15 protein-coding genes are annotated in these 14,386 nt (G+C 50.2%); 9 read left to right on the top strand and 6 right to left on the bottom strand.

Going from position 1 to position 14,386, the window contains the following annotated elements; translation table 11 throughout:
- Positions 1–39 precede the first annotated feature (39 nt).
- The 5 genes from urtB (at position 40) to FH968_RS17895 (ending at position 5,464) form a co-directional block, all read left to right on the top strand.
- On the top strand, positions 40–1,605 hold the full coding sequence (gene urtB, locus FH968_RS17915; protein ID WP_139882061.1) for an urea ABC transporter permease subunit UrtB: 1,566 nt from the start codon (positions 40–42) through the stop codon (positions 1,603–1,605).
- Positions 1,605–2,678, top strand: a complete 1,074-nt coding sequence (gene urtC / locus FH968_RS17910) for an urea ABC transporter permease subunit UrtC (RefSeq protein WP_139882059.1) — start codon at positions 1,605–1,607, stop codon at positions 2,676–2,678. Before urtB ends, urtC begins: the two co-directional genes overlap by 1 nt.
- Positions 2,678–3,475, top strand: a complete 798-nt coding sequence (urtD, locus tag FH968_RS17905; protein ID WP_139882119.1) for an urea ABC transporter ATP-binding protein UrtD — start codon at positions 2,678–2,680, stop codon at positions 3,473–3,475. The genes urtC and urtD overlap by 1 nt, the downstream gene beginning before the upstream one ends.
- Positions 3,476–3,484: 9 nt before the next feature.
- The gene (gene urtE / locus FH968_RS17900; protein WP_139882056.1) at positions 3,485–4,183 is read left to right on the top strand and encodes an urea ABC transporter ATP-binding subunit UrtE; all 699 of its coding nucleotides are present in this window, start codon (positions 3,485–3,487) and stop codon (positions 4,181–4,183) included.
- A 105-nt stretch (positions 4,184–4,288) separates the two neighbouring features.
- A complete protein-coding gene (locus tag FH968_RS17895) occupies positions 4,289–5,464 on the top strand; it encodes a GNAT family N-acetyltransferase (protein WP_139882054.1) in 1,176 nt (391 codons plus the stop codon).
- A gap of 36 nt (positions 5,465–5,500) precedes the next feature.
- Here FH968_RS17895 and ydeE read toward each other — a convergent pair whose 3' ends face one another.
- On the bottom strand, positions 5,501–6,706 hold the full coding sequence (ydeE, locus tag FH968_RS17890) for an efflux MFS transporter YdeE (RefSeq protein ID WP_139882117.1): 1,206 nt from the start codon (positions 6,704–6,706) through the stop codon (positions 5,501–5,503).
- A gap of 187 nt (positions 6,707–6,893) precedes the next feature.
- Here ydeE and eamA point away from each other — a divergent pair, with 187 nt between their 5' ends.
- Positions 6,894–7,787 (top strand): O-acetylserine/cysteine exporter, encoded by an 894-nt coding sequence (gene eamA / locus FH968_RS17885; RefSeq protein ID WP_139882052.1) that lies wholly within the window; start codon positions 6,894–6,896, stop codon positions 7,785–7,787.
- 38 nt (positions 7,788–7,825) lie between these two features.
- Here eamA and marB read toward each other — a convergent pair whose 3' ends face one another.
- Genes marB through marR form a run of 3 tightly spaced genes read right to left on the bottom strand, consistent with a single transcriptional unit; the run spans position 7,826 to position 8,920 of the window.
- On the bottom strand, positions 7,826–8,035 hold the full coding sequence (gene marB / locus FH968_RS17880) for a multiple antibiotic resistance regulatory protein MarB (RefSeq protein WP_139882050.1): 210 nt from the start codon (positions 8,033–8,035) through the stop codon (positions 7,826–7,828).
- A 55-nt stretch (positions 8,036–8,090) separates the two neighbouring features.
- The gene (gene marA / locus FH968_RS17875) at positions 8,091–8,465 is read right to left on the bottom strand and encodes an MDR efflux pump AcrAB transcriptional activator MarA (protein WP_139882048.1); all 375 of its coding nucleotides are present in this window, start codon (positions 8,463–8,465) and stop codon (positions 8,091–8,093) included.
- Positions 8,466–8,485: 20 nt separating this feature from the next.
- A complete protein-coding gene (gene marR / locus FH968_RS17870; RefSeq protein WP_139882046.1) occupies positions 8,486–8,920 on the bottom strand; it encodes a multiple antibiotic resistance transcriptional regulator MarR in 435 nt (144 codons plus the stop codon).
- A gap of 200 nt (positions 8,921–9,120) precedes the next feature.
- Between marR and FH968_RS17865 the strand changes: the two genes are divergently transcribed.
- On the top strand, positions 9,121–9,792 hold the full coding sequence (locus FH968_RS17865; RefSeq protein WP_139882044.1) for a MarC family NAAT transporter: 672 nt from the start codon (positions 9,121–9,123) through the stop codon (positions 9,790–9,792).
- Positions 9,793–9,843: 51 nt separating this feature from the next.
- Here the strand turns inward: FH968_RS17865 and FH968_RS17860 are convergent, their stop codons facing one another.
- Positions 9,844–11,037: a sugar transporter gene (locus tag FH968_RS17860; RefSeq protein WP_139882041.1), complete on the bottom strand. Its 1,194-nt coding sequence runs from the start codon at positions 11,035–11,037 to the stop codon at positions 9,844–9,846.
- Between the two features lie 165 nt (positions 11,038–11,202).
- On the opposite strand from FH968_RS17860, the gene FH968_RS17855 reads away from it, so the two are divergent.
- Complete coding sequence (locus FH968_RS17855; RefSeq protein WP_139882115.1) at positions 11,203–12,000, top strand: PhzF family phenazine biosynthesis protein; 798 nt, start codon at positions 11,203–11,205, stop codon at positions 11,998–12,000.
- On the opposite strand, the gene FH968_RS17850 is transcribed toward FH968_RS17855, so the two are convergent.
- The gene (locus tag FH968_RS17850) at positions 11,997–12,857 is read right to left on the bottom strand and encodes a LysR family transcriptional regulator (RefSeq protein ID WP_139882039.1); all 861 of its coding nucleotides are present in this window, start codon (positions 12,855–12,857) and stop codon (positions 11,997–11,999) included. The genes FH968_RS17855 and FH968_RS17850 overlap by 4 nt on opposite strands.
- Positions 12,858–12,958: 101 nt before the next feature.
- Here FH968_RS17850 and sad point away from each other — a divergent pair, with 101 nt between their 5' ends.
- A complete protein-coding gene (gene sad / locus FH968_RS17845) occupies positions 12,959–14,335 on the top strand; it encodes a succinate-semialdehyde dehydrogenase (RefSeq protein WP_139882037.1) in 1,377 nt (458 codons plus the stop codon).
- The last annotated feature ends 51 nt before the right edge of the window (positions 14,336–14,386 follow it).

Raw genomic sequence — 14,386 nt, 5'->3', positions numbered from 1 at the left:
TTCTGAATGGGAGGGTGAGCAAAAACTGAGGAGTCGCCCATGAAACTTGTACGCTGGCTATTTTTCGCGGCCTGGCTACTGCCGTGTTTCGCTCGCGCCGCAGATGCCGAGGATTTTGCGGCGGCAAACCGCACACAGCAGGCCAGGTTACTGCAAAACTGGGCGGTGGCACCGGATGCAAAACGCCTCCCGTTGCTCAGTGCGCTTTCACAAGAAAGCCTGGTTATCGACCAACAGCATCATGCCTTTTCGCAAAATGGCACCACGCTTACGCCGCTTGGCGAGATAAAAGTGCCCATGGGTGAGGTGAAGAAAGTCCGTCTCACCAACCGTTTACGTATTCTTGCCGGTAGTGCGTTGGCGAGCCATCAACTTATAAGTGACAATGTCACACAGCGTTTGCAAGCGGCACGAGCATTACAACGTGACGCTCAGCCTGATGTGTTACCGCTTATAGAACAAAGGCTTAAAGTTGAACAAAATGGCGATGTACAAACGGCTCTTGAGGGCGCAATTGCCCGCCTTCAACTTACCAGTGCAGACGCGAATCTGCGTCTGAATGCCGTGAAGTTGTTGAGCCATTCTGGGGATCCCGATACCCAGGCGCTGTTAAAACCGCTGACCGATGCACAAACCGAACCTGACGCGCAAATACGCAAAGCGGCAAGCGATGGGCTACAAAAAATTCAGCATCGCCTGATGCTGGGCGACATACTCGGCCAGGCCTTTATGGGGCTTTCCCTGGGTTCTATTTTGCTGCTAGCGGCGCTGGGGCTGGCGATAACATACGGCTTACTCGGCGTTATCAACATGGCGCATGGCGAAATGTTGATGCTTGGCGCGTATTCCGCCTGGCTTGTGCAAACTGCGTTTCAACAATATGCACCGGCGTGGCTGGCGTTTTATCCGATAGTTGCGCTACCAGTGGCGTTCGCTATCACCGGCGGTATTGGTATGGCGCTGGAGCGCACGATTATTCGTCATCTTTATGGACGCCCGCTAGAAACGTTGCTGGCAACGTGGGGAATAAGCCTGATGCTTATCCAGATTGTGCGCATGGTGTTTGGTGCGCAAAACATGGAAGTGGCGAATCCGGCGTGGCTTTCCGGTGGTGTGCAGGTATTACCGAACCTGATTTTGCCGTGGAACCGCCTGGTGGTGATTGGGTTTGTGATACTGGTGTTGCTGTTTACCTGGCTGCTGCTCAATAAAACCCGTCTGGGCATGAATGTGCGAGCGGTTACGCAAAACCGCGCAATGGCTGCCTGCTGCGGCGTGCCAACCGGGCGTGTGGATATGCTGGCGTTTGGGCTTGGTTCGGGAATTGCCGGACTTGGTGGTGTGGCGCTTTCCCAGTTGGGTAACGTTGGGCCGGAACTTGGGCAAGGTTACATTATTGATTCATTCCTGGTGGTGGTGCTCGGCGGTGTCGGCCAACTGGCGGGGACAGTCGCGGCGGCATTCGGACTGGGTATCTTCAACAAAATTCTGGAACCGCAAATTGGCGCGGTGCTGGGCAAAATTCTTATCCTTGTGCTGATTATTCTGTTTATCCAGAAACGCCCACAAGGCCTGTTCGCCCTGAAAGGGAGGGTTATTGACTGATGAGCCAGCCGCTGACGTTAACCCTGACCCGCAAAGCGCCGCGATTAAGCGCGGTGCTGGGAGCGCTGATTGTGGTGCTGATGCTGACGTTGCCATTCCTGACGTTACTGCCCGCCAGCCATCCCCTGAGTGTTTCCACTTATACGCTGACTTTAGTTGGCAAAATTCTGTGTTACGCGGTTGTCGCCATTGCGCTGGATTTAGTGTGGGGATATGCCGGTTTACTTTCCCTCGGCCACGGTTTTTTCTTCGCACTGGGGGGATATGCAATGGGCATGTACTTGATGCGCCAGGCCGCAGGTGATGGGCTGCCGGCATTTATGTCGTTTCTTTCCTGGGATCAATTGCCGTGGTTCTGGTGGGGAACGCAGCATTTTGCCTGGGCATTGGCGCTGATTGTGCTGGTGCCGGGTTTACTCGCATTCGTGTTCGGTTTTTTTGCTTTCCGTTCAAAAATCAAAGGGGTGTATTTTTCGATTATGACCCAGGCGCTGACCTACGCCGGAATGCTGCTGTTCTTTCGTAACGAAACGGGTTTTGGTGGCAACAATGGTTTCACCGGTTTTACCACGCTGTTGGGCATGCCAATCACCGCGACGAGTACGCGAATCGGGCTGTTTATAGCCACGGTGTTATTGCTGGTAGCAAGCCTGGGGATAGGTTTTGCGCTCGCCCGCAGTAAGTTTGGCCGTGTGCTAACCGCCGTGCGTGATGCTGAAAACCGCCTGGTGTTCTGTGGTTACGACCCGCGCGGTTTCAAACTGCTGGTGTGGACGTTATCTGCGGTGCTGTGTGGTTTGGCTGGGGCGTTGTATGTGCCACAAGTGGGCATTATCAATCCTGGCGAAATGTCGCCGACGAATTCCATTGAAGCGGCTATTTGGGTAGCGCTGGGCGGGCGCGGCACATTGCTCGGCCCGGTTCTTGGCGCGGGGTTGGTTAACGGGGCAAAAAGCTATTTCACCATGGCTGTGCCGGAATACTGGCAGCTATTTCTTGGCCTTATTTTTATTGTCGTCACCCTGTTTTTACCGCGTGGCGTGATTGGCTTGCTTCGTAAGGGAGAAAAATGATGCAACCAGGCGAACCGCTATTTACCCGTCAGCATGAAGCAGACCGTTATCGCGACAGGACCGATCCGGTTTTGATGCTGGAAAATATCAATGTCAATTTTGATGGTTTCAAAGCACTGACCGATTTGTCGCTCAATATCGGTGTAGGTGAGTTGCGTTGCGTGATTGGGCCGAACGGAGCTGGGAAAACCACATTGATGGATGTGATTACGGGTAAAACCAAACCGCAGAGTGGCAGGGCATTTTACGATCAGTCGATTGATTTAATGCGCTTAGAACCGGCTGACATCGCCAAACGTGGTATCGGGCGGAAGTTCCAAAAACCGACGGTGTTTGAAGCGCTGACGGTGTTTGAAAATCTGGAGATTGCGCAAAAAGCGGATAAATCCGTATGGGCGAGTCTGCGGGCCAAACTCAATTCAGAACAGCGTGACCGTATCGACGAAATGCTGACAACGTTACGCCTGGGTGCTGAGCGCGACCGCAAAGCAGGGTTGCTTTCTCATGGGCAAAAGCAGTTTCTGGAAATCGGCATGTTGCTGGTGCAGGAACCGCATTTGCTACTGCTGGATGAACCCGCGGCAGGGATGACCGATGCGGAAACAGAATATACCGCCGAGCTTTTCCGCGGGTTGGCGGGCAAGCATTCGTTGATGGTGGTGGAACACGATATGGGCTTTGTGGAAACCATTGCAGATCACGTGACGGTATTGCATCAGGGCCAGGTGCTGGCGGAAGGTTCTCTGCGTGAAGTGCAGGCCAATGAGCAGGTGATTGAGGTTTATTTGGGGCGCTAAGGGGGCAATATGTTGCAAGTCAACGATCTAAACCAGTACTACGGCGGCAGTCATATTCTGCGCGGTGTGACTTTTGAAGCAAAAATAGGTGAAGTCACCTGCCTGCTCGGGCGTAACGGCGTTGGGAAAAGCACATTGCTGAAATGCCTGATGGGATTGATTCCAGCGAAATCTGGCAGCGTTATCTGGCAGCAAAACAACATCACCAGTCGCAAACCACACCAGCGCGTTCAGGCAGGGATTGCGTATGTGCCACAAGGGCGTGAGATTTTTCCGCGCCTCACGGTTGAAGAAAATTTGCTGATGGGGCTTTCGCGTTTTGCCGGATATGAAGCCAGACAGGTGCCGGAGGAGATTTATCAACTTTTCCCGGTGCTAAAAGAGATGAAACAGCGACGCGGCGGCGATCTTTCTGGTGGGCAACAGCAGCAACTGGCCATTGGCCGTGCTCTGGCCTGTAAACCCGAGCTCCTGATTCTGGATGAACCCACCGAAGGCATTCAGCCATCAGTGATTAAGGAGATCGGTCAGGTTATTAGCAACCTTGCAGCCAGGGGCGATATGGCGATTTTGCTGGTGGAACAGTTTTATGATTTCGCAGCGGAGCTTGCCGACAACTATTTGATTATGTCGCGCGGGTCAATTATCCAACGTGGTGCGGGAAAGGATATGGAAAATGATGGAGTGCGCGGGTTGGTGGCGATTTAAATCATTAATTATGGTCTGCTAAGACAGCAAAATAATGGTTCTTTTTGTTATGCCATTACTTGTTTATATTCAGAGAACTTATCCCAACCCTCTGTGAGGCACCGATTGACTGGATTAAATGAATATCAACAACCTGTTGGCAATGCGCTGCCGGGTTGGCAGCCTTGCTCGCGTCCACAGCGCGTTGTGCTGGAAGGGCGCTTTTGCCGCCTCGAACCGCTAACTAATGACCATACTGCTGCGTTATGGGCTGCGTGGAACACAGCCAAAGATGACCGTGGCTGGACATATCTGAGTGTTGGACCTTTTAGTGACCAACAGCAATTTGCCGATTTTATCGATACTGCTGCGCGAAGTAACGACCCGCTACACTATGCGGTTGTTGATACTAAAAGTGGTGATGCGGTCGGCACACTCTCTTTAATGCGTATTGACCCGGCGAACGGCGTGGTTGAAGTGGGTTTCGTGATGTACACCCCGCTGTTACAACGCACGGTTCAAGCGACACAAGCGCACTATTTATTGATGAAATATGCCTTTGAGCTTGGTTATCGTCGTTATGAATGGAAATGCGACAGCTTAAATGGCCCATCGCGCCATGCGGCGATTCGTCTTGGTTTCCGTTATGAAGGGCTGTTCCGGCAGGCAGTAGTGTATAAAAAGCGGACTCGCGATACTGCATGGTTTTCGATTCTCGATAGTGAATGGCCATTGATTCAACAAGCGTTTGAAACCTGGCTGTCGGTTGAGAATATGCCTGATGGCCTACAGCAACAGGGGCTGTCCCAGATTCGGGAAGGTCTGATGGGGAATCGCACGTTACCCTCCCGAAATGCTTTGCAAGTCAGGGCGCTGGATGCGAGTGATTATGCCGCGTGGACCACGTTATGGCAGGGGTATTTAACATTTTATAATTCGCAACTCAGTGACTTAGTCACCCAGTTAACCTGGCAAAGAATGCTTGAGCCATCTGAGCCGATGTATGCGTTGGGGGCGTTTGATGAGCAAGGGAAAATGCTCGGATTTACCCATATGGTTTATCACCGTGGCACCTGGTCGGCTGGGGATCATTGCTATCTTGAGGATCTTTTCACAGCGCCAGCATCACGTGGGAAAGGCGTTGGGCGCGCATTGATTGAAGGTGTGTATCAACATGCTAAAGCGCATGGCGCTTCACGCGTTTACTGGCACACACATGAAACCAATGCGGCGGGCCAGGCGTTATACGACAAGTTAGCCGATAAGCCTGGATTTATTCAGTATCGTAAGAATCTGGAGTAACAATGTGTTGTCGGGTGGCGCTAACGCTTACCCGACTTAAAAAGCGACTGCCTGTGATGTACTGGATTTCATGCCTATCAACACCATCAAATATGCCAACGCAACGGCTACCATCAGCACGACAAATAGCATGTAGGGTGGCAGCCAGGTCAGCATTAAACCGGTGAACAGTGGGTTACACGCGCCACCCAGCCAGCCGAGTTGTTGCGCCGAGAAGTAGCTCGCTTTTAGCCCCGTTGGTGCGATGTTATCGACCAACATATATTCACCCGGTGCGTAGATAAGCTCACCTATGGTGAACAGCGCAGCAGCAATTCCCCACAGCAGCAGGTTGTCGCCTGAAATCATAAAGCCTGCAAGACCTACCATAAAAAACAGCGTGCCGTAAAACATCAGTTTTTTGATGTTGTCCGGACGAATGCGTTTGCCGACAAAATACTGAAAAACCACCACCACAAAAGCATTCACCGGTAGCACCACGCCCACCACTTTTTGCGCCAGTTCTGAATCTGAAATAGCAATGGCGTACTGCGATAAACAGGCGGCAAAAGAACCGTAAACCAGTGAGCCGAGAAATGACGATAAGGTGAAGTACATCAATGCTTTGTCTTTCAGCATCTGGCGCGGTGAGAGCACGACACTGTTATTTTGGAGGGTGTCGCTCACCGGTACGCTATGCACGTAACGGCTAATCACAATGAACGGAATAATTGCCGTCAGAGCGGATAACCAGAATGGCAGGTTGGTGCTGTGCAGCACCGCCAGCGTGCCAATCGGTGGGCCTACCGTCCATCCAATATTGGCAAAGGTGTAGTTGAGAGAAAAGATTTTCGGTTTCTGGTGAATTTCCAGCGTATCGGAAAAGTAACCTTTGAGTACGGTGGCAAAAACCGAATAAGCGCAGTTTATCAGCGAGTAGAACGTCACCACCATGACGGCATTATTCACCAGCGGGATCGCAATAAATCCGCCAAGGAAGATAATAATCGACAGCAGCATGTATATTTTTTTGTCGAACTTATCTGCCAGGATGCCAAACCACAGGCTAAATACCACGCCTGCGGTGAGCGCAATGGTCAATGCCATGCCAATTTCATTAAGTGGCATAGCGTATTTCTGGGAAAGGTAAATGGTCATAAAGGGCAGCGTCAAGCCGCGTCCTACCGTGAGGAGCAGCGAGGAGAGAAGTAAAACGCTGATGGAGAGTTGCTTGCCAGAAAAACGCGTCGTCAGGGATACCATTTTATCGTTTATTTTTAGAGTTAATGTGTTGTGGGGAATCAGATTTAGCATGAAGAATCAGTAAAGTATAGGTGGCTTTTATCATGAATTACTTTCTGTACTGACGTTTAAAAGTGCCATCTGTATCTGTTCTATATTTTGATTTAGCCGTAGTTTTTAACAAAATCGCAATATAATGGAGCTGGGAATGACGCGTAAAGATGGGCTGCTGGCGATGCTGGTCGTTGTGGTATGGGGGCTGAATTTTGTGGTCATTAAAATGGGATTACACAACATGCCGCCGCTATTACTGGCCGGTTTACGCTTCTCGCTGGTTGCCTTTCCTGCAATGCTGTTTGTCGCGCGTCCGAAAATTCCTTTTCGCCTGCTTGCCGCTTACGGGTTAACCATAAGCTTTGGGCAGTTTGCGTTTCTCTTTAGCGCAATAAAGTTTGGGATGCCCGCAGGGCTTGCGTCACTGGTACTTCAGGCTCAGGCATTCTTTACCATTATTCTTGGCGCGTTTGTGTTTCAGGAGCGTCTGCAAAGAAAACAACTGCTGGGGATCACGCTCGCAGTCATCGGCGTATTGGTGCTTATTGAAGGTAGCCTTGGTGGGCAGCATGTTGTGTTACTGGGCTTTATGCTGACACTGGCGGCAGCCTTAAGCTGGGCGTGTGGCAATATCTTTAACAAAAAAATCATGATGCTTGAAGCGCGTCCGCCAATTATGTCTTTAGTGGTGTGGAGCGCATTAACACCGGTGCTGCCGTTTTTCGCCGCCAGTTATCTTCTTGATGGCCCGGCATTGATGTGGCAAAGCCTGGTAGCCATTGATATGACGACGATATTGTCACTGGTTTATCTGGCGTTCGTCGCGACAATTGTCGGTTACGGCATTTGGGGGAGTTTGCTTGGGCGATACGAAACATGGCGTGTTGCGCCGTTGTCTTTGTTGGTTCCGGTCGTGGGGATGGCAAGTGCAGCATGGTTGCTGGGCGAAACATTGTCGCTTACCCAACTGTTGGGCGCCGCATTAATTATGGGCGGGTTGTATATTAACGTCTTTGGTTTGCGGATAAGGCGGGCGGTTGCGAATTAATACGGGCGGGTGAGTTAATCAACCCGCCATACGCAGAATTAGTTTGTGCTTTCGTGGTAATAAGGCGTACCCAGCAACTCTGACTTATCGCCAATCATATGACTACTGTTCGCGCGGTTATCCGAAGGTGGAATAATCATGCTGCCATGGTTGCTTTGTGGGGCGCTGAAATTACCAGATTGCTCCGCCAGAGCGCTAGTTGATGCCAAAATGAGAAGCAGGCTCATAGCGGGGGTAAAACGTTTCATAAATCCTCGGTTACATCTTATTAAGCAGATGGTTGCATAGCGTTTTGTTAAAAATTTAATGATTTAGTGGATGGATATACTTTCCTTCGCTACCTGACCGCGCAATGCGGTATCTGTGGGGTGGCATAGAAAAGTAATTCTTGAACGTGCGGGTGAGAGTCTGCTGCGACTCAAATCCGTAACGCTCCGCTAAATAGAGAATCGGCTCGTTGCTTTCTTTAAGCTTAAGAGCTATCTCGGTCAATTTGCGATTGCGGATGTATTGGCCTAATGAATGGCCGGTTTCTTTTTTAAACATCCTTTGCAGGTGCCACTTCGAATAGCCAGAACGCTGTGAAACCTTCTCAAGTGACAGAGGGTTTTCCAGGTTATCTTCTATCCAGTCCAAAATGCTTTGAATTGTTATCGAGTCATTGTTCCGTCTGGACATCGTTTCACCTCTTTTCAGGTTTACGGCAATACCTTTTTCAGCAGGTGGTAAAGTGAATTCACTTCGTCTGCTGTCAGGTTTTTAGTGAGTTCTTGATGCAGGTTTTGCCCCACAAGCTGATGGCATTTCTCGCACAACGTTTTCCCTTCGGGAGTCAGTCGCACCAGCACACCACGTTTGTCGTTGGGATTGGGTAAACGTTCGATCCATCCTTTGCACAGCAGGCGGTCTAACATGCGCGTTAACGCACCAAGGTCAACAGACAACGCTTTTTTCAGCTCCACCGGCTGGATACATTCTTCGCAATAAATAGTGCAAAGCACCTTAAATTGCGTGGCGGTGATATCCAGTGGGGAAAGGTGATCGTTTAGCAGGCGATCCTTGTGCTGGTTAACCATATGGATCAGTCTTCCGAGGGGAATAACTTCGTTAAACAGATCGTTAGAACTTTTCACTATGATTGCCCAGGCAAGTATATTTAATCACGGCAGATATTATTGCTCAGGCAACCATAAGTCAACGTGATGGTTCGGCCATGACACGAATAGCTAAAACGGTTCAGTTTCTAGCACTGATACAAATCTGTTAACGAAAATGAAAGAGGTTGACTGCTATACTCAGTAGCGCAGTAAATCACCGTCATTAAGGGTAGAAGATGTTGGAATTGTTTAAGGTTATTGGGCTAGGGCTTGTGGTTCTGTTACCCCTGGCTAACCCACTGACCACAGTAGCATTGTTCCTCGGCCTTGCCGGAGACATGAACAAAAAGGCTCGGGATAAAACCGCGCTGATGGCCTCAATCAACGTTTTCATCATCATGATGGTTGCGTATTACGCCGGGCAAGTGGTGATGAATACCTTTGGTATTTCAATTCCGGGCTTACGTATCGCTGGCGGTTTGATTGTTGCGTTTATCGGTTTCCGAATGTTATTCCCGCAACAAAAGGCACACGAATCACCGGAAGCACACAGTAAAGCTGAAGAGATGGAACAAGAACCGGATACTAATATCGCGTTTGTTCCTCTTGCCATGCCAAGTACAGCAGGTCCAGGTACGATTGCGATGATCATCAGCTCATCCTCAACGATTGAACACGGCGTTGATTTTGCCCCTTGGGTTGTGCTGGTGGGCCCCCCGATAATTTTTGCTCTCGTAGGGCTTATCTTATGGGGCAGTTTACGCAGTTCCGGCGCGATTATGCGTTTGGTGGGTAAGAGCGGTATTGAGGCAATTTCCCGTCTGATGGGCTTCTTACTGGTCTGTATGGGCGTGCAGTTTATTATTAACGGCGTACTGGAAATAATTACCCAGTTCCCGGCGCACTAAGAATAAACGGGCGCAAGCGGTAGTTGCCGCTTGCGCTAATCCACTCTGACATTAGTGGCTGGGCTGTTCTTCAAGTGACACAGGCCAGCGGCGGAAGATTAACACCGAACCGACAAGCGCCACGAGTGCAGGAACCGCACCTACCAGCCCGATGCTGGACATATCAAAATACAAACTCACTTGGTTTCCAACTAACGCCCCCGCACCAATCCCGAGATTAAATATTCCTGAGAACAGGGCCATCGACACGTCGGTTGCATCAGGTGCCAGCGCCAGAACCTTCACCTGCATGCCGAGTGTGATAATCATAATTGCGATGCCCCAGAACAGACTGAGTATCGTCAAATTCAGGGTGCTTTGCGCTGCGGGCAGTAGTAATGCAAGGCAAAGCACTACTATACCGATGGAGCCGCTGACCAGCGTCGATGAATGTCGGTTACCCAATTTACCGAACATCACACTGCCAATAATCCCGGCGCCCCCGAGAACTAACAGCAGGAAAGTCGCCACATTGGCACTTAACCCAGCAACGTTTTGCACGAACGGCTCAATGTAACTATAGGCAGTGTAATGTGCAGTCACGATTACGGCGATCAGCGCATAAAGGCTAACCAGTGCAGGGCGCCTGAACAGCAGCGGTAAACTTTTCAGCGAGCCTGAATGTTCACTTGGCAGTTTAGGTAGCAGCTTAATCACACAGAACAGCGTTAATGCTGCAATCACGCCAATGCCGAAGAAGGTGGTGCGCCAGCCAAAATATTGCCCAACTACGCGCCCAAGCGGCAAGCCTAAAACCATTGCCAACCCGGTACCTGTCGCAATCAAACTCAGCGCTTGCGCTTTCTTACCCGCTGGAGCCATACGTATGGCAAGTGACGCGGTAATTGACCAGAAGATAGCGTGAGCAAAGGCGATACCAATGCGGCTAATGACCAGCACGGTAAAGTTCCAGGCAACAAAAGACAGCACATGGCTTGCGATAAACAAAATAAAGATGCTGATTAATAGCCGTTTACGCTCAACCAGGTTTGTTAATAACATAAAGGGTAATGACATCAGGGCCACCACCCACGCGTAGATGGTCAGCATGATGCCGACTTCAGCGGTTTGCATACCAAAGCTTGTGGCGATATCAGACAGTAAACCGACAGGGACAAATTCAGTGGTATTAAAGATAAAAGCGGCGACCGCGAGCGTAAGGACGCGTAACCACGCCGTTTTACGTGAGACACTATTTATTGCCATAGATGGGTTTCGTAGGTAAATACAATGTTTGGAGAGGATGCGATCATAAAACCATCAACTCGGTCACACAACCGGTTTTGTGATTTAAGTCTCAATTATTTGTACTATGAATTATAGCTATCATGGCATGGTAGCTGTCATGGGTTATGAATGAGAGAAAACACGATGCAGCAAATTGATTTTTATATGGTCGATGCGTTTACTGACACCACTTTTGGTGGCAATGCAGCCGCAGTGTGCCCACTAACAGAATGGCTGCCGGATGAAACCTTACTGGCGATGACACGTCAGCATAATCAGTCTGAAACAGCTTTCTTTACTACCACCGATAATGGTTTTGAACTGCGTTGGTTCACCACCGAAGGGGAAATCAATCTGTGTGGCCATGCAACACTTGCAACGGCACATGTGATTTTCGAATATCTGAATTATTCGGAAACCGCGATTCACTTTGATACCCGTTTCGTTGGTCCTTTGACAGTCACGCGCAACGGTGACTGGTTAACGCTGGATTTCCCGTCATCAACCAGCGAGCCTGTTGAACCGCCGCAATTACTGCTGGATTCATTAGGTATCAGCGAATATCAGGAAGTCCGGTTGGGTCGCACTTATACCGTGGTGCTCGCGAACCAACAGCAGGTGGAAGCGGTTGTTCCGAATATTCCGCTGATGCTCACGCTCAATCAAAAAGTCTGTATCACTGCACCCGCCGAAACGGAAGGCTACGATTTTGTCAGCCGTTTCTTTTCACCGGCTGCGGCAATTACAGAAGATCCCGTCACCGGCTCAACGCATACTATGTTGATTCCTTACTGGGCAGAACGTTTGGGTAAAACGCAGATGCTTGCCCGTCAGCTTTCCAAACGCGGTGGCGATTTGCGTTGCCAGCTTGTGGGCGACAGAGTGCATATCGCCGGCCAGGCAACAACCTATTTAGTGGGTAAAGTATTACTGCGCGGCTAAGGCATTTGCTCAAGTAACCCGATGAACGCCTCAAGTTGTCGGGTTTTAGCCCCTCGTCGCCAGATAAGCCAGGTGTTCAGATAACACCAGTCGGCAGGCAGCGGCGATATTGAAACCTGATGGCCGCCAGGCATGCTTTCCAACATGCTACGCGGCATTAGCGCAATTCCCGCTCCTGCAATCACGCATGCCAACATACCGTGATAGGACTCCATCTCATGGATTTTTCCGGGCACGGCTTGCTGATGGTGGAACCAGCTTTCGAAATGACGGCGATACGAGCAATTGGCGCGAAACGCATAAATACTGGCTCCGTTGACTTGTTGCGCGTGGGTGATAACGGCATAGTCAGCAGGAGCGACGATCACCATTTCTTCCTGGTAAACTGCAAAACCGTCCAGAGACGGATGCAATATCGGTCCATCAACAAACGCCGCAGATAAACGTCCATCTAACACCCCATCAATTTGATCGCCAGATGGCCCGGTTGCCAGTGAGAGCTGAATTTTTGGGAAACGCTGGTTAAACATCGCAAGTAGACCTGGAATACGCACCGCTGCGGTACTTTCCAAAGAGCCTAGTGTCAGAATACCTTGCGGTTCATCGCCAGAAACCGCCATGCGTGCTTCATCGACCAGCATCAGAATGCGTTTGCTGTAGATAAGGAAACTGTGCCCAGCGGGGGCGAGGCGCAAACGTTGGTTTTCGCGGATAAATAATTCCACGCCCAGATCGGCCTCAAGTTGCTTAATACGTGTCGTAAGATTAGAAGGAACACGGTGAACTTTAACCGCTGCCGCGCTGATACTGCCGGTTTCAGCGACCGCATTAAACATTTCAAGCTGGGTGAGATCCATAAGTCTTTCTCAATACGTGAATGACTCGCTCATTATTATTCATTTTCCATGATTGTCACTCAAGATTAATGTTAGAGCATTAACAGATCAGAGGGGACATCATGAACACTCACGCAATTTCAATTAATCCAACGACTGGCGAGCAACTGTCGGCCACGCCCTTCGAATCTGTGGAACAGCTAGAAAAGGCGCTGGCGAATAACCATGCCGCGTTTAAAGTCTGGCGCAATGTAGCTTTGGCAGAGCGGGCGGAGAAACTCCGCGATCTCGGTGCTGCATTGCGTAACAACGCAGAAGCAATGGCACAGATAATCACCGCAGAAATGGGCAAGCCCATCGCACAGGCTCGCGCAGAAGTGACAAAATCTGCGCATCTGTGTGACTGGTATGCAGAACATGGCCCTGCAATGCTGGTGGCTGAAGGCACCCAGGTAGAAAACCAGCAGGCGGTTATTGAATTCCGTCCTCTTGGTGCAATTCTGGCGGTGATGCCGTGGAATTTCCCGCTATGGCAAGTGCTGCGCGGCGCGGTGCCGATTCTGCTGGCGGGTAATAGTTATGTACTCAAACATGCCCCAAACGTCATGGGCTGCGCATTGCTAATCAAACAGATATTTGCCGAAGCCAATTTCCCACAAGGTGTATTTGAGCTGATTAATGCCACGCCAGATGGGGTTAGCTATGCGATTAAAGACCCACGAATTGCGGCTATCACGGTAACAGGAAGTGGGCGGGCAGGTGCTGCAATTGGCGCACAAGCAGGTGCAGCATTGAAAAAATGTGTTCTTGAATTAGGGGGTTCCGATCCTTTTATTGTGCTCAACGATGCTGACCTTGATGAAGCGGTAAAAGCAGCAGTGGCTGGTCGTTTCCAGAATACCGGGCAAGTATGTGCGGCGGCAAAACGCTTTATTGTAGAGCAAGGAATTGCCGAGATATTTACTGAGAAATTCCTGGTGGCGGTGCAAGCGCTACAAATGGGGGATCCTACTGATGAGGCAACGTATATCGGCCCAATGGCACGTTACGATTTGCGTGATGAACTTCATCGGCAGGTGACAATGTCACTTAATCAAGGGGCAAGGTTGCTATTAGGTGGTGAGAAAGTCGCAGGTAACGGCAATTACTATGCACCAACGGTGCTGGGGAATGTCACGCCGAATATGCTGGCATTCCGAGAGGAATTATTTGGTCCAGTTGCTACGATAACCGTTGCCCGCGATGCGATTCATGCATTGGAACTGGCAAACGACAGCGACTTTGGGCTTTCGGCGACGCTGTTCACAAACGATGCGCAACTTGCCCGTGAATTTGCAGCACGTCTTGAATGTGGTGGTGTATTTATCAACGGGTTTAGTGCCAGTGACCCGCGCGTTGCTTTTGGTGGCGTGAAGAAAAGTGGTTTCGGGCGTGAGCTTTCGCATTTTGGCTTGCACGAATTCTGTAACGTGCAGACGGTATGGAAAGATCGTCGCTAAAAATACAACTATTGCTTGAGGCTACCGCAGCTACACGCGCCTTAGCCTCAG

The organism is Buttiauxella sp. B2, from assembly GCF_006376615.1.
Taxonomy (GTDB): domain Bacteria; phylum Pseudomonadota; class Gammaproteobacteria; order Enterobacterales; family Enterobacteriaceae; genus Buttiauxella.
The sequence above is the reverse complement of the archived record's forward strand: the minus strand, read 5'-3'. Positions and strand labels throughout refer to the sequence as shown.